A 19,622-nucleotide genomic window follows, 5' to 3' on the forward strand; every position below is an offset into this window, starting at 1 on the left:
TTTATCATGCCTCCAAGCCTCTTCCCACAATGCATCTGCCGGGTTTTATTCCCGGTAGCATCAACTTTTGCCACCGTATTTTCCTTGCTTGCGACCGCTGGCGAGATTGAGGCAGATCTGCCACCCCTTAATGCGGAATACGATCCGCCGCGTCGCTGGGTTGCGTGGCAGGATTCGGAGATCGCCTCCATCAAGACATCCGAACCCGGACAGAAAGAAACCGATCCCGAAAAAACAACAACCGGCCTGCTCGACGGGAAACCTGCCACCTGCACACTCTTCAAAAACCTCAAAGGCAGCACCACCACGCTGACCTTCAAAAATCCCCGCGAAATTCGCCAGCTGGCCTTTGTGCAAGGTGGCTGGGGCGACTGGGCGCTTCCCCAAAAACTCAAACTTCGCATCGACGACAAGGACACCCTCGAAGTCACACTCCAAAACGCACCGGGCAAGATCCAGTCCATCTCACTCAACCGCACTCTCACCCAACTCGAAGTTCAAGTCCTCGATCTCTACAACGACGCCAAACGCATCCACCCCTGGGGTGGTTTTTCCGGCATCGGCGAAGCCCTCTTTGGAGTCAGCACCTGGAGCCTTCTTGAAAACCCCCTTCAAGACCACCAGCGCGACTTCCGGCTCACCATTGAAACTCCTGTCGCCACCACCGCCAACGCATGGCTTACGCTCGCCCAAATGCGTTTCGACCTTCCCTCCCTCTCGCTCCAGGCAGGCAAGCACACCTACACCGTCTCGCTCGACACTCTTAAGCCCGCCGAGAACTATGGGTACGACATTCGTCCCCGCCACCTCGAAACCTTTGTTCTCAGCGGCCGGAGTGGCCACATCCCGGTTCGTCTTGAAGCCCTCGAACCGGTCCAGCCTCCCACCAGTGAAGATCAATGGGAAGGTCTCCCCCCGCTCGCCTTTCCCACCCGCCAGATCGACGGCAAGACCTGGACGGAAGGCCACAGTTTCCGCGCCGCCGGACGGTTCAGCAACTCCACCTACAACGGTCTCCTCAACGAAGTTGTCAGTGGCAACTGGTTTCGCGCTTACACAGCCAATGGAGACAGCCTGCATCGTCGCCAGGATTTTGACTTCGACATCGAAGGCTTCGAGAGCGACGCCACCGACAGCACCGGAGAACTCTGGCGCGTCAAACGCAGCGCATGGAATCCCGAGCGCGAAAAAGTCGACGCCAACTGGGTGACCATGACTCTCGAACGCCGCGGCAAGGAAGGCGTTTCCGCCCGCATCATCACCGGTCTGCTCGCCCCCGGTTTTCTCATCGATACCCCCAAGACGTTGACTCTCAGTTCCCGCGGTGGCGGCAGTCTCCCCGTCCGCAGCGGCGCGCCCGACGAAGAGGAAGCCCGCTTCATGGTCCCTAACGCCACCAAGTCCGGCAAAGTCACCATCGGTCCTTCCGCCATTTTGACCAGCCAGGGGCTCCTCACCAAACCCCAGACAATCCACAATCTCCGCGAACCCTGGATCGTCGCCATCTGGGGCATCAGCGATGGCAAACCCACATTCTGGGGAGACAAGGCAGTCGGACTCCTCCTCACCGCCGACACCCAAGCTCCGATTCGATGGACACAAACAGGTCTTCGCCTCCCGCCTGCTCGTTGGGGTCTCAGCACCGCTTTTCATGGTCTTTTCAATGAAGGCTGGAACCCAAGCGATGTATCCACTCAGGCCAGGCAACTGGCCCGCATGTTGCGCGCTTATCCCGTGGAGTGCCAGGAGCACTATATCGTCGAAAATGATACCGTGCGTATCCACAACGAATTCCGCTATGAACGCTGGGGAATCCTCGCCTGGCAATCGTCCGACTATGCTCCGATTCCCCCCATATTCAGTTGGGCTCGTGATTCGGTAAACTGGCGCGGCATCCCCTTCGGTGAACCCACTGCCACCAAAATCAATACCCCAATCGGCCCATTCCGCTGGGTTTCAGGAAACACCCTCGATTATACACTCCCCCTCATTCCCGCCCGACATGCCGCATGGCCACGGCGCGGAGAATTTGCTGACACCTATCAAGCGATGGAGAAGGAAATCCTTACCCAAATGGCATCTCCCGCCGCCCGCCCCACCAACCATCCTTGGGTCTCCGCCTACTATCACAAATGGACCCAATCCCTTCTCGGTGGCAGTTACTACAAACCCGAAGCCCTCCAAGCCACACTCGCCATGGCGCGTCCCAACCTGGAACGCATGTATGCGCCCTCATCCTGGCTCTTTCGCAAAGAACTGTTCACCGGTGAACCCTACGTCATGCGTGGATGGATCGACATGTCCACCCGCCCCGTCATGTTCGGCGACCCCAACTCCAACGTCGGCCAGGCCGCGTATTCGCTTTACCTCTACGCCCTCTATTCCGGCGACTGGGACATGGTTCGCCGATTCTGGCCGCGCATCATGGACACGTTGCGCATTTTTGAAGTCCTCAATGACTGGGCCATCCCCGGGACCACCTCCCGCGAAGCCGTCAAATACGGTTCCATCGACATGGATACCATCGCCTACGCAGGTGTCGCGGCCATGGAACGCATGGCTCGCGTCATCGGACGCACGGAAGACGCCGCCCGCATCGCCTACCTTCGCGCCAAAATTGCCGCGGCGACCGCCCTGCGTTTCAATTTTCCCCGTTACCTTGATCCAGAGAACAAGCACCCTCGACTCTACGGAGTCGGTTTTGCCGAAGATGGCCCCGCCATTGAGCGCGCATCCACCAAAAACGGCACCGGCCTCGATCATGTCGCCATGTGCCTGACATGGACCGGTGAAATGCCCGAGATGTATGATTTCTACATCAACACTCTCAGCCCCGATTTCTTTACCGGATTCCAGCGTGATCTGATGGACAAATACTTCAGCGATTGGCGTCAGATGCCCTTCAACCAAGTGCGCAGCGCCGCCCACATCGCCAACCGCGCCTGGTTGCCCGACTGGCCGGCGGACGAGTTGAAAAACGACCTCGAAACGTGGCTCAAACACATCAAACGCGACGCTCCTCCTTCTGAGACTGCCGGCATGTTTGGCGCCTATACGGCACACGCCACTTCAGTTCACCTTGTCGGCTGGGAACCCTCACGATTTGTCAACGCCCTGTATGATCACGCTGCCCGCCAACTTTCTCTTGAGTTGGAAAACGAGACCCCCTTCCCACTTGAAATCCACTCCCCTGCGCCTCCGGCCATCATCCGGCTCAATGGCCAGGAACAGACGCCCTCCTGCGTTCAGTCTTCAGGAAACTATCACCGCATCGCGCTCCCTCACGGAGGCAAAATCGATGTCATCCTCAATGCTAAAACCCCCTAGCCCCATGAAGAAAATAAGCATATCAACACTTATCCTTGCTGCCACCACACTGAGCCATGCTGCGGAGTGGAGCGTGACCTTTGAAAATAAATTCACCGCCAACACCGGACAGTCTCCCTCCAATGCCTGGCAGGCCAAGCTAACCGAAAGCGGACGCGATGGGCGCGCCGCTCTTCTCGAAGGAGGCGGGCGACTGACGTATCAAAACACTCATAACACAGCAAAATCCGATAAAGCGGCAACGCCGGTTCCCATCATTTCTCCGGTAGCAGGGAAAATTGAATTCGATTTCCATCCATACCAAGGTTCGCAGCATTACAACGCTGCCTTTGACGCTGGCAGTATCCTCATCTTTGCTACGCAAGACAGACCCCTTTTGCGGGTCACGCTAAAACTCACTGACGCCAAGGACATCAATCTTGTTGCAGCCGATCACCCACTCACATTTGGGAGCTGGAATCGAATTGCCCTCGAATGGGATCTGACCAAAGCCGCCGATCAAATCGTCCTCTCCATCGACGATAAAATTGTCACGCGTGCGACCACAACCGCCACCCGACTCAAAGACCCGGACACCCACTTCACTTGGGGCATGTTTAAGTGGGGCGGAAACCCTTGGAACGGCATCTACGACAACCTGAAAATCCAGTAGGCAAATTTTCGCCATGCATGCCCGCCCACTTCCCCCATCCTCAAGACTGTTGCATCGCTCAAGCAAACCCTCCCATGCCTCAGCATTCACGCTTGTTGAACTTCTGACTGTCATCGTCATTATTGGAATCCTTGCCGGCATCCTGATACCGGTGACTGCCCGCGTGCGAAAATCTGCCCGCACCGCCAAATGCGTCGCCACCATTCGCCAATATAGCGTCGCCACCCAACTCTACGCCAACGAGAACAACGGCAAATTTCCCCGGACGGCATGGGACGCCAATGGCACCGGCTGGTATGGCCACTACGATCTTTTCGCCTATTTCAATACCCCGCCCGGTATGAGCAACTCGGACAAGATCACGATGTTCAGTTGTTCGGAGGATGGTTGGATGTATGGCCTCAATGCTTTTATTTCCGGACGCCCTGCCTCCTCCATTACAAGCCCATCCCGCCAGATTCTCGCGACATGCTCCGGCGCGGGCTGGCTTGATACGAGCGCGATTGCAGGCTGGCAGAATTATCTCAAAAAAATTCCGAAACCTCACTCGGGGAAAGTCAACGTCCTCAGTATTTCCGGTTCCGTGACACTCAGAAAAGTCAGCACTCTCCTCTACGCCGATGCCCGGCGCGACACACCTCACTATGCACCCAGCGACGAAATGACTTATTTCCTCAACGGTGATCCCCAATATGACAAATAACCCACCAATTCCTTTGAATTTTTTCCCTCAGAAACCAAACCATAATTAAAAAATACGCTCTCCTTATCCAGCCAATGGAGACCTCTCACTTTTCCCGTGCACATCATGTCTCAAAAACATTCGCTTACCCAGTCTCGTCAGTATTCTAGAAAATTTCATTGGGATTTTCTTCCCGAAGGAAAATTTATCACCGGGGTCAACTATTGGCAGTCACAGACGGCCACGGAGATGTGGTCCAAGTGGGACGAAAAACAGGTGGACCTCGACTTCAAGGCTCTCACGCAAAGCGGCGCTACCGTTTTGCGTATTTTCCCCCTCTGGCCGGATTTTCAGCCCATCACTCGCCTTTACCTCGGAGACGGCACCCCGACCGGTGAGTTCCGGTTCGGAGAAAATCCTTTGCCGGATACAGACGCGGGAAGGGCCGGCGTCAGCGAGGTCATGATGCAACGTTTCGAACGATTGGCCGATCTCGCCGCCAGACATCGGATCGAACTCATCGTCGCCCTGCTGACCGGGCAGATGACATACCGGCTTTACATGCCGCCGGGACTGGCGGGACTAAGCCCTCTTACGCATCCCGTCGCCTTGATGTGGGAACGGCGGTTCGTTCAATATTTTGTGAGCAGGATGAAGCATCATTCCGCTATCGTCGCCTGGGATTTCGGCAATGAATGTGACATGTGGCAGACGCCAAGCCGTGAAGATGCCTGGTGCTGGATGGCCTATATTTCCGATGCCATCCGCCTGTGCGATGATTCGCACCCCATCGTATCCGGAATGCTGGCACGTCATCTGGATGATTCGGTCTTCTCAAAAGAAACATGGCCTGTGCAATCCCAAGCGGAGCATTGCGACATCCTGACCTCCCATTCCTACATGCAATGGGGATTTGTCGGAAGCGATCCCTGCGATACGATCAAACAGACGCTTGCCCCGACCGTGGAAGTCCGTCTTGCGACGGACATCAGCGGCAAACCCGCTTTCATGGAAGAGATGGGATTGGCATGGCGGCCCATGATAGCGAACGACGAGCGCTTCGCCGCCTACATGCGCAACAATCTCTGGAACCTCTGGGCGGATGATTGCCGCGGGCTGTTGTGGTGGTGCGGGTTCGACCAGTCGCACCTGACCATCGCCCCCTATAACTGGGAAACGCCCGGCCCGGAACACGGCATCATGGACCAAAACCGCAAGGCCCTTGGCGGCGGGCGTGAACTGGGAAGGTTCAGGCGGTTTCTGGACAAACTTCCCTTCAAGTCCCTGTCCCCGCTGAAACGAAAAGCAGTTTGCATCCTTGGCGACCACCGCCAGTCGCAAGGCATGGTGGCGACGGGCGCGTATATTTTGGCAAAACAGGCCGGATTCGATCTGGAGTTTCAGCAAGCGAGCAAGCCGTTGAAACAGGCCGCACTCTATCTGATTCCTTCCGCCAAGGGAAAGGGCGGGCTGCCGGTGGAAAGGCTCGACGCCTTGAAAAAAGCGGTGCGCGAGGGGGCTTCGCTATATCTATCCTCCGATGACGTTTATCTGCCGGGATTGTCGGATTTGTTCTCCGCCGAAGTGGAAACTCGTTGCGGTGAATCAGTCCGGGCCACGCTCGAATTCCAACTAGACAACGATGCGCTCAAGCTAGACCTGCCCCTTGGGTTTTCTTACCGAATGAAGGCGAAGGGAGCAGGAACCTCGGTCATCGGCAGTTTCACCGACGGCGGTTCCCCTGTGTTTTTCAAGGCCCGTTACGGACGAGGAACGGTCTGGCTGCTGGGCCTCCCGCTGGAAGCAATCATGGCAAAAACGCCGGGCGCATTCCTGAATGAGGAATCCGGAGGCGCGTGGAAAATCTATGCACACATCGCCCGCGACATTCTCGCGGAACGTATCGTGAAAAAACCCGTAGCGCAGCCGCACCTTTCCGTGACGGAGCATTACCTATCTGGATCTCGTCTGGCCTGTGTAGTCGTAAATAACATGCCGGGAAAACTCACCGCCAAACTGGATATTCAGGCCGGATGGCATCTCAAACACTGTTTCTCATACGATGCCAGCGCAAAAACGGAGGATGGTTCCGTGCTACTGAACATTAACGGCAACTCGGGTACGGTGCTTTTGTTCACTCACCTACTTTAACATGCTTCACACCATCCCGCCGAAACTCCCATGGATTGATTGGCCCGATTTCGTTGCCCCCTCCATGTCATGGACCTGTCATCAACCCCTGGTAACCGAATCTGAAATGTAATCTGCCACAATGAGTGAACCGTCACCCTCAACGGTTACTCCCAAAATACCCATCTCAAATGTTGCCCCCAATGTCCATCCACCGTGCAGCGCCCCCTATTACAGTGAATTACAAATCGGAGAGTATATCTGTATTTCCTGTGATCCCAGGCAGCCGCCTGCGCATTGGGAGTGGCACAGGCACGATGCGGTGCAGGTTCTGATTTTGGGAAAAGGAGCGCACTGCGAAATCCGCTGGATCGAACAAGGCGAAGAACGGCAGGAGGAAATCGTCGGGCCTCACGTTTGGGTTTTGGGAGCACTGGTGCTCCATGAGGTTCGCTGGCAGCACGCCGCCCAGCGAACGGTTTTTTATGTGAATCCCCGGTTCGCCCGTGAGGTCACCGGTCGGACAATTTCGGAGTCGATGCTTCTCGATCTGAACAAGGTGGAACGTCACGACATCCTGGTCCCCCAATGGCTCCGGGCATTTTCAGAACTACGAAAACCCAGGACCAAAGCAGACGAGGAATATCGAAAAGCCCTCGGCACGATTCTCGTCGTTCACTTCCTGCGTGTTTTGAAGGAAGTGCAGGGCAAATCATCGGCGAGCACTGCGGGGCTGCCTCCGGCCGTCTTCGAGCGCATCGAAAAGCTCATCGAACGCAGACTGGATTCGGAAATCCCGCTATCCGAGATGGCGGCGGAGGCGCGAATGAGCGCCAACAACTTTGCGCGTCGTTTCAAGGCCAGCACGGGGATGTCGCCGCACCAGTATCACATCCGCCAGCGAATCCTGAAGGCTTCGCGCTACCTGACCAGCGGAGAGTATCGTGTATCCGAAGTCGGCTACGCCGTCGGCATTCAGGACCAAAGCTACTTTTCCCGGATATTCAGGAAATGGATGGGATGCTCGCCGCGGCATTTTGCCCGGCAACGCTGAATGGCTGGCGGAGGCAGAGAGGAATATTTTTACCTTCCATTCAAAATATTTTCCGCCTCACGTAGCGTGGCAATCAGTTCGTCAAAACCGAGGGGCGTTTTCAGGAACATCGGTTCCATCGCCACGTAGTCGCGGCGCAATTCCGGGAGGCGGGAGTCGGGCGGGAGGAGGCGGAACGAGCCGGGAGCGGCGGTCGCGTAGTTGCTCCACGACGACGCGAAGAAACGGCTTTTGTGCAGGCGCACGCGTTCCAGCAGGTCGAGACGATTCGCTGCCGCTCGTCCGGCAGGGTGCAACCAGAGCGCCGCGAGATCGGCGTAGTGCCGGGCGTAGCGGTCTTTCATCGGCTGCCCGGCGGGGCGGTGGTATTCGGCGTGCAGGATCGTGGCCTTTTCCCAAAACGTGCGCTCGATCTCCAGCGCCACCACTTCGGCCCGAAAATCGGCAAACGCATCCGGAGCGAGCGAAGCGATCAATGGAGAGATCGGATGTTTCCCTATGGGACGCTGGTCGGTAAGCGATCCGAATTCTATTTTGACTGCCCGCTCGATGTATCCCGTGCCGGCCGGGGTAACGCCCGGATAGTAAAAACGAAGAATCGGAGAGTGGGACGGATCATCGTCCGTATAAACCAACCAGGCATTGCCAGTGGCCGGCCTGCCAAGGATGGATTGGGCAATCGTCTCCAATTGCGTCTGCCAGCGTTCGCGCACGGCTTGCGCGCAGTCTGCTTCGATCTTTTTTACCCGCTTGGCGCGGGCGGTGTTGGACGGTGCCTCATCAAGCTCCGCCTCGTTCCAGCCCAGCGACGCCGGGCTGAGACCGAGGTCAATATCTTCGGAAAATCTAAAAATGACTTCGAAAACTTTTGAGAGTGAAGTGCCTCCTTTGAATACGCAGTGGTCGCCGAGTTCGGGCGTGGCAAAGATATGTCCGAGCAACCAGCAAACCCAAAAATCTTTTTCCACGATTACGGCGGGCAATCCGAGTTGCTCCGAGGCGGCAAGAAACACGGAGCGGCGTTCATCATTGGGGAGGGAGGCGAATGTTTTCATGGGAAGATTATGTGCGGGATTTGGGTTCTCCTGCGGCAATCGCACGCAGGTGAGGATGCATCCAGGCCGGTGCATAGCGGAGGTCGCGCAGAAGCAGCCTTCTATGTTCCGGCTTCAGTTCCTTCGCCAGATGGGCAACTCGTTCGGGAGTGATGTGTGTGCGTCCGATGGCCCGCAGTCCTGCGAAGACAAACCGGCTCGATTCGCTGGCCCGCGCGATTTCGCGAAGCGGACGATGCTTTAGCTGGATCGGGTTGCGGCCGCCAAGATCGAGCTTCCGGGATGGCGCGTCTGTTTCGTAAACGATCCGGGCAGGCACCTGCTCGGTTAACCGAAGTTCGTTGGCTGCATTCGAGCCTGCGGTCTGCAAACGCATGCCGGTGCGCCGGGCAATGGCGGCGAGGATTTCCTTGTGATCAGCCTTGAGTGTGCCGAGCAGCGGGTGCGTCCGTGGGCGGTCGTAGTAGCCGCGACGAACACGGCGAATCTTGCCGGCATCCTCCATACGCTTGAGCGCCATGCCGACAGCGGCGGTGCTACCCAGATCGAGGAAGTCGAACCGGGAAAACACGCGCTCCTTGGGCCAGCGGCGGATTCTGTCGGCGACTTTCTTTGCCAGTGTCATGGTGGCCAGTTAAGAGGAGAAACGTTACAAATACGAGCACTTATTTGTAACAAAAATGTCAGCTTTTCAGGATGATTTTACACGCTGCCGTTTCTGGTGACGCATCACAGACCAGCTTGCTGCGTTCGCAACCATCGAATCCATCTCCTTACCGCCGCGGGTGAGATTGTCCCGATAATTGGTGATTTCGCCCATTCGTGGATCGGGGAGCCGGGTTATTTTTCCTCCATAAATCAGGGCAAACAGAGTGATCCGATCTCCGGATTATCTCCAGCCCCCGACGGAAAAATTCTACCATTCCCATGAAAACAAAATCCGGCAAATGGTTCCTCGGCGTCTCCATCGTGACGTCTCTTGTCAGTTCCGAAATTCACGCGGCCAGCATCCTCCCGCTGCCGCTCGCCCAGATCCCGACGAACGTGAAGACCGGTTTCCAATACGGGCTCGGCCTGCTCTTCATGGTCGGATTCATCTGGGGCGTCATCAACATCTGGACCGGTGCGGACAAGATGAAGCGCGGCGACGCCGACGGCAAGATGGGCATCGTCTCCGGCATCATCATTGCCGGTGCCGCCGCCATCATGGGCGCGCTATTTTACATCTTCGGCATGTCGGACGGCGTGCTTACGCCGTCGTTCTGATTCCACTACAAACTCGCAACCACGCAACAGGAGCCAAACGCCATGAGCGAACTGCGCGTGACGGACACCAACAGCGTCAACGACAGCAAGGGCCGCGCCTTCGGTCTCGAAGGGAACGATTTCCTCTACGTGATCGGCGGCATCGTCGGCGCACTCGGCTGCGTCCTCCTCATGCATGTGCTGCTCGGGGTCGGCATGGTGGTCGCGCTGCTCTTCTCGGCTCCGCTGCTCCTCGTGCCGCTGGCGTGGGTGTTGCTGCTCCGGCACAACAAACCGGAAGGCTACGCCGAAGACCTCTTCGATCACCTTGTAAACCGCGAAGGATGGACGTTCGCGCCGCGCCTGCAACCGGCGCCGATCCTCCGTCCCTCTGGAAAGGAATCCCATGCGCAGCGGCGATCCTAACGGTTATTTCGCAGACGGCCTGCTGCTCTTCGGCTCCCTCGAAAAGGGCGGCATCGCGAGCAAGGGCTACGTCTTGCAACCGCCCGACCTGCGCGGGGCGAGCGTGGACAACCTGAATGCCTATCAGGACAAAATTCGCAGCCTGCTCGCCTTGCTCGGCGATGGCATGCGGGCGCAACTCCAGTGGCTGGTCGATTCCGATTACCTGCCGGAGCTTACTCGCTATCACCGCGAAACCGAGACCCTTGCCAATCGGCACATCCAGAACACCCGCCGCTCCGTTCTGAACCGGTTTTGGACAAAGATGCAGAAACGGGAACTGCGCCGGGAAAAACTGGTGCTGTTCCTCTCGACCGACATCACCGGCTATTCCGGCAACCTGAAAATGAAATCCGGACTCGCCGCCTACTACGAAAAGATCCTCGCCGAACTGCGCACGCGTTTTGACGAAATCACCACGACACTGCGCACGCTCTTCGGCACGGACACGACGGTCACGCCGATGGATGACCGCGAGCATTTTAGCTACTACCTCAAATTCCTGAACCCGTCGCTGGCCGAACGTTTCGACGCCGATCACGAGGCACAGTTCAACCCGGCGCTGACGATCCAGGAAAACTGCTGGAACTCCGACGGCGTCGGCCTCGACCGTATCGGCTTCTACCTCGACGGCCGCTATCACACCGTCTTTACGCTCAAGCGCTGGCCGAGTCGCACGTATCCCGGCATCCTCTTCCGCCTGACCGGCCTGTCGTTTCTCGACTACCGGATCACGGTCAACATCACGCCGTTGCCGCCCCGCCGCGAAGTCGAGCAGGAGGAGAAGGCTATCGAACGCCTGCGCGGCGAATACGAAGATACCGAACGCCACTCGCTCCTTGTCGCCATCGGCAAGAAGGAACGAAAGATCGAATCGCTCTCCACCGGTTTCATCCGGCCGTTTTCGGTGACGTGGATCATTCGCGTCTGGGATGAAAACGAAATCGCCCTCAACGCGAAATGCGCCGCGATCAAGAACGCGATCAACAACCTCGGCGGCGCGCAGTATTACGAATGCGCGCTGCCCTCGACCGCGAAAAAACTCTTCTTCGCCTCGTGGCCGGGCTGGACCGGCTCTCCCTACCAACACCGCGCGCTCTACGCCGAGGACGCCTACCTCGCCGACATGCTGCCGTTCTCGGCCACCTTCACCGGCCACCTTGCCGAGGCGGAGGCGATCTACGACGGAGCGCAGGGCAACGTCGTCGGCGTCCGCACCTTTCTCGGCACGCCGCCGACACCGATGCACGGCGTCGTGCTGGGCGCGACCGGGGCCGGCAAGTCGGTTACGGTCCGAAATATCCTCGAACAAACCGCCGGACTCTTCTTCCACACGATGATCGCGGAAGAGGGGCTTTCCTACGCCGATTTCACCAAGGCTCTCGGCGCGACGCCGATCATCATTCATCCGGACGGCGACCTCACGATCAACTATTTCGACACGGGAAAACTTCCACTCAACCATCTGCACCTCGCCTCGGCCGTCGCGCTCGTTTCCCGCATGATCGGCGAGGCTCCCGATGCGGAAGCGCAGCAAATCCGTCAGGCCATGCTCGGCCAATACATCGGCCAGCTTTACCAGGATTGTTTCGAGGATTGGTCGAAAAAACATCACGACCTCCTCCCGGAGATCGGGCACCTCGCCTGCGCCGTCCACCGCTGGAAACGCGAAAAGATGGGCCTCGGCTCCACCGAGATGGAAGCGTGGGCCGACCTGCGTGACCGCCGGGCCCGCAACGACGACGAGGCGCAGCAATTCGTCGCCGGCATCACGGAGACAGACATCACCCGCTTCCTGAAAGAGCCGCAAACCGAGCGCGCCGTGATGGCGATGGCGCACACGTATTACGAACCGTCCGACTACCCTGTGCACGCGAGCCTAGTCGAGTTGATGCAGTTTTCGCGGTTTCCCGAACACAGGAAGGAAACCGTCGATCACCTCGCCACGCTCCTCTCGTCGTGGTGTGCGTTTGGCCAATACGGCAAACTCTTCGATGGCCAGACCAACGTTTCGCTCACCGGCGAAGTCACCCATTTCGAACTCGGCTACATCCCCGAACAAGCCCTCGAACTCAAAACCGCCGCCGGCCTGCTCGTCACCGGGTTTTCCCGCCAGCACATCATCTCGCTGCCGCGCCATCTGCGCAAACGCATCATCTACGAAGAATTGTCCCGTTTCCTCGAAGTGCCGGGCGGCGACAAGATCGTCGCCGAATCCTACGCACAGCTCCGCAAGTTCAACTGCTGGACGCTCTCCATCGTGCAACAATACAGCCGGTTCAAGGACGCGAAAATCCGCCCCGCCGTGATCGGCAACAGCAAACAGTTTTTCCTGATGCGGCAGTTCGACCGCAACGACGTGGACGACATCGCCCGCGACATCGGACTCCCCGAATCCGTCTGCGCTGCGATCCAGAACTACCCCATGCCGGAGCAACAGCCCGTCGACAAAAAATTCTCCAGCCTCTGCTACTTCTCTCCCGTCACCGATCCGCCGCTGTGCGGCACGGTGCGCTACGTCCAACCCGATCCGGAGGAAAATCATGAAGAGGAAAAACAATCCGCGTAGGATCGTCGCCACTGCCTGCGCTCTCGGTCTCGCCGTCGCCGGCCTGTCCGGTTGCAGCACGGCGGGCGGCATGGCGTCGGATATCGGCCTTGCCGGCGCCGGCGGCGCGCTCGCCTACGAACTGTCCGATGGCGACATCGGCATCACCGCCGCCGGAGCCACCGCCGGCTACCTCGCCTCGAAAATCACGCAGTCGCAGGTCAGAAAAGCGCTGAACGAGGCGGAGCAACGCGGCTACGACCGCGCGATGAACCAGGCAGTAAAACAGCAATACTGGATCATCCAGAACCAGCAGCGCTCGTTCGCGACCCGCGACGAGGCCACAACCCGCCTCGTGCCGGTGGAACTGCCCGAAGCCACCGTCAACGGCGTCATCCTGAACCCGTCCATCGAATACCTCCGCGTCGAACCATGAAAACGCTCCTCCTACCTTTCCTTTTCCTTTCTCTCGGCCTGTTCCCTTCCGTGAGCCGCGCCGCGTGGCCGGTGACCGACGCCGTCAATCTGGCCAACAACACACGCCAGCATGTCGCCACGCTCGCCCAGTGGGCGGACAGCATCGCGCGGCTGCGGACGCAGATCGACCAGTTGAACCAGCAGATCAACATTCAGGACGACCTCCGCAAATGGTCGGGCAATCCCGTCGAGGCTGGAGCCAATGTGCTGCTGGATGTCTTGGGCGAAGAGGATTTGGCCAAAACCTACGGCAAAACCCGTGACGAAATCGTCCGCATCACGCAAAGCCTCGACTCGCTGCAAAACACCGCTGACGGCAGTTACCGCGCCCTTCGCAACGTCGATATCGAGGGCGGATCCATGGCACACGATCCGCTGACCTTCCGCCGCTACTCGGTTCTCGACGCCAAACAGGAGAACGCCGTGCAGGTCACGGATGAAACCAAAATCCGCACCGACGAACTTCAGGAGGAAATCGCTCTGACCCTTGTGGAACTGAAGGCGGCGACGACGGATGCCGAAGTGCAAAAGCTCTCGGCCAAGCTGGCGGTCCTCAACGGCCAACTCGAACAGGTCGAGGCGACGCGCCGTCGTCAGGTCGATGAAGTCGCCCTGCAAAAAATCGCAAATGATGCCCGCATTGAACAGGAACGGCTCGCCGCCGCCGAACTGGAGGCGAAGGACAACCATCTGGCGAATCGCCGCATCACCTCGTGGATGAAAACCCTCAAACTCAGGAGCGAACTCCAATGAAAAATCTCCCCGTCGTTTTTCTTTCCGCCCTCGCGTTCTTCGCCGCTGGATGCGGTCCAAGCCAGTCCGACCGGGATGCACGGGAGCGCGCCCGCCTCGAACTGGAGGAGCAGTCCCGCCGTGATGCCGAGCGGGCCAACCAGGCGATTACGGAAATGAACAAAAAGATGTTCCGGAAACTGACGCCGGAGGAGCAGGCGCAGCGTGAGGCCGAAAAACAGCGGCAGGTGCAGGAGCTTCTGGAGGCCCAGAAAAAGGCGGATGCCGAAGCTGTCGGATCGGCCGACAAAATTCACTGAAAATGCAACGCCATGGAAATCCTGATACCATCGATTGAGAGCAAAATCACGGCGCTGGTGCTGGCGTTCCGGTTCATCGTTTTTGCCATCATGGTGGTCGGGCTCGTCTGCTACATGGGCACCGGACATCCCACCGGAACCGCCGTGGTCAAGACGCTAGCAAAGGCAGTCGTCATCGTCGCGGCGGTGGCGACGATGGAAAGCTGGTTTCCCCGCGTGGAAAAAACTTTTCTCTCGGTCGCCGAATACATCGATCCCGGCTACAACGAGAATCCGACCTCGTCTGCCGACGAGATCCGCGAATCCACTACGACCAATCCGGAAGAGCAGGAGTGGTCGTGGCGACGGCTCAACGAGTCGATCTATCAGGCCGTCTCCAATGCGCTCGCCAACATTTTTATCTACATCGGGACCCTCATCACCGTGCCGATGTTGATCCTGCAATACGTGTTGCGGTGGCTGCTCTACCTCATCACGCCCTTCGCTCTCGCCATCTTCATGGTGCCGGGCCTGACCAGCATCGGCGTCCGGTTTTTCCAGCAAATGCTGGCGATCTTCGCCTGGCCCATCGGCTTCGCGCTCACGAACCTGGTGGCGCTGTCCGTCTGGACGGATTTCCGGAACACAGTCGGAGCCAATCCGGAAACGGTGAGCGACATCCTTTATTCGCCGCTGCTCAACATGGTCGGCGGCATCCTCGCCACGATCATGATCATCGTCGGCATGGTTTCGACACCGTTCGTCATGCAGATGCTCTTCGCGCAGGGCGCGGGCTTCACTGGTCGATCCGGCAATCCCGTCACCATCGTGCGCGGCACGGCCAATCTCACGCCAAGCATGCAGGGTCGGTTTGGTGGTGGAGGAAGCAAGGCGCGCGGACGTTCCGCCTCTTCAACTGCGGTGGTAGCATTACCGCCTTCGCCGCCGCCCGCGGTTCGTGGCGCGACGCCGGGAATCTGACGAAAGGAACTTGTCATGGAGTCATTGGACAAATCAGAAGCACGCTTGCGGGAGACGCCAATCGATCAGACCCGGCGACTGCCGGCTGACGCCGGCAAGACACGAGAGCGTTTTTCGCCGACGCGGTTGTTCGCTGACAATGCCTTTGCCGCCCGCATGTGGTTCCTCGTTGCCTGTGGGGCGGTCGCCTTCGCCATCCTGCAGCCGTATCTGATTATCGGTGCCTACCGCATGCGCGAACGCGTCGTGGTCCTCGATGGAGGCGGAACGTTTTCCGTTTCGCCGCTGCTCGGCTTCGAGGAAGCCAGGGAGCTTCACGAAGCAATGGCGCTCTGGGCCACGCTGGCGTTTTTCCAGCGCAACCCGCGCGGGTTCGATTACCCGGACATGCTGCAAAAACTTTTCCTCGTGGAAGCGGCGGCCAAAGCACAGGACGACCGTGAGCAGACGCACGACGAATTTCTTGGAAAAAACATCCACCAGAAACCGGAGGTGTTCCGGATTGAAATCCTGCAAACGCGAAATGACTACGTGCTGGTTCGGGTGGAGGGCCAGTTGATCAGAACCGGGGTGTTCGGGAATCAGGCGTTCACGGAGTCGCCAAAATTCACCCTCAACCTCTCGTTCGCGCGCAATCCGAACATGCTCGCGAACAAACGCTATCCGCTCGGCGTATGGAAATACGACTACACCCTTCTTTAACGGCGAGCGTCGCCCTGCTCGCGCTGGCGCTGGCCGGAAGCTCCGAAACCGGAGCACGACCGATTCCGTCCGATCCGTCCAAACCGGCGTCTCCGGCCAAACGGCCGCAAGTGATCAAACAGTTCCCGCTGGATGAACGCACCGTTTACGAAATCCCTATCGGTCGCGATGTGCCGACAACGCTGATGTTCCCCTCGGCGCTGACCGCTATCGAGGCTGCGAACATTTCCACCCATCCGGAAACACCCGCTCCGGTGCTGCTCGCCTACACGCCGGGCCGGTATTTTTTCAGCGTTCGGGCTCTGGAGCCGAATGCGAAGGCCGCGGTCAACGTCATCTGGAAGAACCGGACATTTGTCCTGCGCTTCGTCACGTCGGAGGAACCGTATGGCTCGGTCACGTTTTACGAGGATGCGTTGGCCGGTCGCAGCGCCAGTTTTAAAAAGCGAGTGACGCCGGAGACGCTTCTTGGCCTGCTCGACCGCGCCAAAAGTTTCCGGCTCGTCGCGCAGCAATATCCGGAAGCCGTGCAGCAGATCGAACACGCCGCGCCCGGCGATGTGACCTTGTATAAGGATTTTCAGGTGACGGTTGAGGAAGTGTTCCGATTCGACCCCGAGGACACACTGGTCTTCAAACTCCGGTTGAAGAACGCGGGGGAGAAGGAGGTCATCTATCAATCGCAGCGTCTGGCTGCGCGTGTCGGTCAGCATGTTTATCATGCGTCCATCGCCGACGCCTCCGGGATCATTCCGCCGAAAGCGGAAGCGACGGGCTATTTTGCCATCACCGGAACGCCCAATGGCGGACGGGCCAATCTCAGCATCAAAAACCGGTTCAGCGTTATCGTCCCGCGAGTCGAGCGTGACGCCCGCCTCGTCCTGCCGGAGTAGCCGCCATGAAACTCTGGACTTTTATCAAATCTCCGTCCGGCAACGTCGTTCTCTTCGTCGGCGTCGTTCTGGTCGGCGCCGCGATGGTCTGGCGCTCGCATGCACGTGACAAGGCGCGGGCCGAACAAATGACGCGCGTGGAAACGCCCGCTCCCTCGGTCGGACGCGAGTCCATCCAGCGGACTGGCGTGCCGCTCAAAATTCCGCCTGCTCCATTGTGGTCGGAAAAACCGAAAGACGACACTCCCGCCGAATCCCGTCCCCATGTCGTCCGCCAGCGGTCAGCCAACCAGCCGGCGAAATCACAGGTGCTGCCGATCAGCCTGTTCACCGGTTCGTCGGGAACGGGAAGCGAGGCCGACGAGTTGTCGAAAATCTACGCACCCTATGGACGGATGATCCCTTGTGAAACGGTCGTGACCATCGAGTCATCCAGCCTGGACACGCCGGTCATTGGGCTGGTCACCGAAGATGTCTGGCACGAGGGCAGGCTGGTCATTCCTGCCGGTGTCGAGGTCCATGGGCGGGCCTCGCTGGATCGCTCGCGCGAGCGGATCGCGATTTCCGGCAAATGGGTCGTCGTCTGGCGCGACGGAAGTGCGCTCAATGGCACGGAGCTCGTGCTCAGCGGCATCGCGCTGGATCGCGAACGCAACGACGTAACCGGTGAGTTTGGCTTGCGCGATGGCTCCGCCGGTCTGGTCGGCCGACTCATCAGGTCGGACAACTGGCAGGAAATAAAACTCTTCGCCGCCACCTTTCTCTCCGGCATGGCGAGCGGGTTTATGGAAATGCAGGATCAGACCACCGCCTACGGAGGTGTTTGGGAAGTTCCCAAAGCGTCCGGCCGCAATGCCGCGCTTCAGGGCACGGCCGATGTGTTGAACCTGTATGCGAAGCGCATCCAGGAAGTCATCGAGCGCGACGGTTTTTACGTCCGCGTTCCTGCCGGAAAACAATTTTACCTCTACGTGACCGAAACCCTCGATCAGGGGAAGGGCACGCGAGGCAACGTCCGCATTGGAGAAATCTGGAGAAAGGAGTCATCCCATGAAACCAACCCGCCATCCCGGTAGCCTGTTCCCTGCTTGTGCGTTGATCGCACTGCTGGCAGCAGGCTGCGAGTCATCAAAAAAACCGCCGCCGTCCATCGAGGCATCGCCGCCGTCGCCTGTTGCCGGAACCGATCTGGATCAGGGCAACACGGAAAAAGTCCGGACTGGTGAAACGCTGAAGGCGTATCCGGTCGGGCGCTTCGTCGATCCCAACGATCCGAACGTGATGCACGAGTCGCACGTCGTTTACCGGAAGGAAGCCGGTGCAAGCTGGAATCTCTCGCCCAATGCGCCGACCGTCGTCCCGCTCGGTCCCGTGCTGGCGGTATCCGATCCGTCCTCACAACCGAATCCACTGCCCGCGGAACTGGAACAGAAGATTGCCGAGCAGAACCAGTTGATGGCCGCGCTCATCGAACAAAACGAGGCGCTGGTCGCCGAACTGGCCAAGCTCAACAAGGACATCGCCGAACTGCGAAAAAAGCAGGCAGGCAACATTACGGAGGAGAAATGAATATGGCTGCCAATGCTCCCGCCGATACCGGCCTTCAGATGGAAATTCCGCCCCATCTGCTGGACGTTTTTTCCCGGGCGGAACGCGAACTCGCGGCTGCCTATGGCGCGAGTCCGACTGTCGAGCAACTGATCCGCATGTGGCTGGCGTGCGCCACCTCATGGAAAGTCACGACGGAGTTCGAGCGTGGCGTGATGGGCATCAAAAACGTGCCGCTTCCGTTGCCGCTGGAGGAACACTACGATGAACGCGCGATCACGCTTTAGTCACTTTGGGCGACTCCCGCTCAAACAAGGTCAAATGCCAATGGCGACCAGCCGTCTTGTGTCAAAAATGGCTGGGGAAACACAGGAGGCATTATGCCATTAAAAGAACAAGTCGCCGCCAGGAAGGCGCAGGAACGTCCGAGCCTTCGGAGAAACCCGGAAATCGACGCCAAGCTGGATCGGTTTATCGAGGAAAATCCAAAGCTCCACGAGTATTACAGCGGACTCAGCAAAGAGGAGCTGGTTCGCAAGCAGATGCTCGCGAAAATGCAGCGCAACGAATACACCAACGGGCGCAACCAGGAGATCGTCGCCTGGGTCGAGGAACATCCCGAGATCAAGGCCAGGGTCGAGGAGCGCATCAAAAACGTGCCCGCCGAAAACCGTCAGCGAGCGTTCATCAACGCCGCGAAATCGGAAGCGATGAACCAGACGGTCAAGGCGGGGCAGGGCATTCGCGCGTAATCGCATCGCGGACGTTCCGGACAGCAGCGGCGAGGGCTTCGGCTCTCGCCGCTTTTTGCGGCCCGGTAAAGTTGCCGGAT

The 19,622-nt window shown here is 58.6% G+C and carries 20 protein-coding genes; 18 read left to right on the forward strand and 2 right to left on the reverse strand.

Going from position 1 to position 19,622, the window contains the following annotated elements; all coding sequences use genetic code 11:
• The first annotated feature begins 6 nt into the window (after positions 1–6).
• The 5 genes from OPIT5_23370 (at position 7) to OPIT5_23390 (ending at position 7,845) form a co-directional block, all read left to right on the forward strand.
• On the forward strand, positions 7–3,327 hold the full coding sequence (locus OPIT5_23370) for a hypothetical protein (GenBank protein AHF92712.1): 3,321 nt from the start codon (positions 7–9) through the stop codon (positions 3,325–3,327).
• A 4-nt stretch (positions 3,328–3,331) separates the two neighbouring features.
• The gene (locus tag OPIT5_23375; GenBank protein ID AHF94683.1) at positions 3,332–3,979 is read left to right on the forward strand and encodes a hypothetical protein; all 648 of its coding nucleotides are present in this window, start codon (positions 3,332–3,334) and stop codon (positions 3,977–3,979) included.
• A gap of 13 nt (positions 3,980–3,992) precedes the next feature.
• A complete protein-coding gene (locus OPIT5_23380; protein ID AHF92713.1) occupies positions 3,993–4,682 on the forward strand; it encodes an N-terminal cleavage protein in 690 nt (229 codons plus the stop codon).
• 228 nt (positions 4,683–4,910) lie between these two features.
• Positions 4,911–6,812, forward strand: a complete 1,902-nt coding sequence (locus OPIT5_23385; GenBank protein AHF94684.1) for a hypothetical protein — start codon at positions 4,911–4,913, stop codon at positions 6,810–6,812.
• 301 nt (positions 6,813–7,113) lie between these two features.
• Positions 7,114–7,845 (forward strand): hypothetical protein, encoded by a 732-nt coding sequence (locus OPIT5_23390; protein ID AHF94685.1) that lies wholly within the window; start codon positions 7,114–7,116, stop codon positions 7,843–7,845.
• Between the two features lie 29 nt (positions 7,846–7,874).
• Here the strand turns inward: OPIT5_23390 and OPIT5_23395 are convergent, their stop codons facing one another.
• Positions 7,875–8,900 (reverse strand): hypothetical protein, encoded by a 1,026-nt coding sequence (locus tag OPIT5_23395; GenBank protein ID AHF92714.1) that lies wholly within the window; start codon positions 8,898–8,900, stop codon positions 7,875–7,877.
• 7 nt (positions 8,901–8,907) lie between these two features.
• The gene (locus OPIT5_23400; protein ID AHF92715.1) at positions 8,908–9,525 is read right to left on the reverse strand and encodes a hypothetical protein; all 618 of its coding nucleotides are present in this window, start codon (positions 9,523–9,525) and stop codon (positions 8,908–8,910) included.
• Positions 9,526–9,827: 302 nt separating this feature from the next.
• Between OPIT5_23400 and OPIT5_23405 the strand changes: the two genes are divergently transcribed.
• The 13 genes from OPIT5_23405 to OPIT5_23465 all read left to right on the forward strand — a co-directional run bounded on the left by OPIT5_23405 (position 9,828) and on the right by OPIT5_23465 (position 19,542).
• On the forward strand, positions 9,828–10,166 hold the full coding sequence (locus OPIT5_23405) for a hypothetical protein (GenBank protein ID AHF92716.1): 339 nt from the start codon (positions 9,828–9,830) through the stop codon (positions 10,164–10,166).
• A 42-nt stretch (positions 10,167–10,208) separates the two neighbouring features.
• Positions 10,209–10,571 carry a hypothetical protein gene (locus OPIT5_23410; protein AHF94686.1) on the forward strand — a complete coding sequence of 121 codons (363 nt, stop codon included), beginning with the start codon at positions 10,209–10,211 and terminating at the stop codon, positions 10,569–10,571.
• Complete coding sequence (locus OPIT5_23415) at positions 10,552–13,179, forward strand: hypothetical protein (protein ID AHF92717.1); 2,628 nt, start codon at positions 10,552–10,554, stop codon at positions 13,177–13,179. Before OPIT5_23410 ends, OPIT5_23415 begins: the two co-directional genes overlap by 20 nt.
• Complete coding sequence (locus OPIT5_23420) at positions 13,154–13,594, forward strand: hypothetical protein (GenBank protein AHF94687.1); 441 nt, start codon at positions 13,154–13,156, stop codon at positions 13,592–13,594. Before OPIT5_23415 ends, OPIT5_23420 begins: the two co-directional genes overlap by 26 nt.
• Positions 13,591–14,388 (forward strand): hypothetical protein, encoded by a 798-nt coding sequence (locus tag OPIT5_23425; protein AHF94688.1) that lies wholly within the window; start codon positions 13,591–13,593, stop codon positions 14,386–14,388. The genes OPIT5_23420 and OPIT5_23425 overlap by 4 nt, the downstream gene beginning before the upstream one ends.
• Positions 14,385–14,687: a hypothetical protein gene (locus OPIT5_23430; GenBank protein ID AHF94689.1), complete on the forward strand. Its 303-nt coding sequence runs from the start codon at positions 14,385–14,387 to the stop codon at positions 14,685–14,687. Before OPIT5_23425 ends, OPIT5_23430 begins: the two co-directional genes overlap by 4 nt.
• Positions 14,688–14,699: 12 nt before the next feature.
• Positions 14,700–15,647 (forward strand): hypothetical protein, encoded by a 948-nt coding sequence (locus OPIT5_23435; protein AHF94690.1) that lies wholly within the window; start codon positions 14,700–14,702, stop codon positions 15,645–15,647.
• 15 nt (positions 15,648–15,662) lie between these two features.
• Complete coding sequence (locus OPIT5_23440; GenBank protein AHF92718.1) at positions 15,663–16,349, forward strand: hypothetical protein; 687 nt, start codon at positions 15,663–15,665, stop codon at positions 16,347–16,349.
• Positions 16,350–16,459: 110 nt separating this feature from the next.
• Positions 16,460–17,242, forward strand: a complete 783-nt coding sequence (locus OPIT5_23445; GenBank protein ID AHF94691.1) for a hypothetical protein — start codon at positions 16,460–16,462, stop codon at positions 17,240–17,242.
• A 5-nt stretch (positions 17,243–17,247) separates the two neighbouring features.
• Entirely contained in the window at positions 17,248–18,318 is a 1,071-nt protein-coding gene (locus OPIT5_23450) for a hypothetical protein (protein ID AHF92719.1), read from the forward strand.
• 19 nt (positions 18,319–18,337) lie between these two features.
• Complete coding sequence (locus tag OPIT5_23455) at positions 18,338–18,811, forward strand: hypothetical protein (protein ID AHF94692.1); 474 nt, start codon at positions 18,338–18,340, stop codon at positions 18,809–18,811.
• Positions 18,808–19,077, forward strand: coding sequence for a hypothetical protein (locus tag OPIT5_23460; protein ID AHF94693.1), 270 nt, complete (start codon positions 18,808–18,810; stop codon positions 19,075–19,077). The genes OPIT5_23455 and OPIT5_23460 overlap by 4 nt, the downstream gene beginning before the upstream one ends.
• Before the next feature lie 93 nt (positions 19,078–19,170).
• The gene (locus OPIT5_23465; protein ID AHF94694.1) at positions 19,171–19,542 is read left to right on the forward strand and encodes a hypothetical protein; all 372 of its coding nucleotides are present in this window, start codon (positions 19,171–19,173) and stop codon (positions 19,540–19,542) included.
• Positions 19,543–19,622 lie beyond the last annotated feature (80 nt).

This window comes from Opitutaceae bacterium TAV5, assembly GCA_000242935.3.
In the GTDB taxonomy this organism is placed as follows: domain Bacteria; phylum Verrucomicrobiota; class Verrucomicrobiia; order Opitutales; family Opitutaceae; genus Geminisphaera.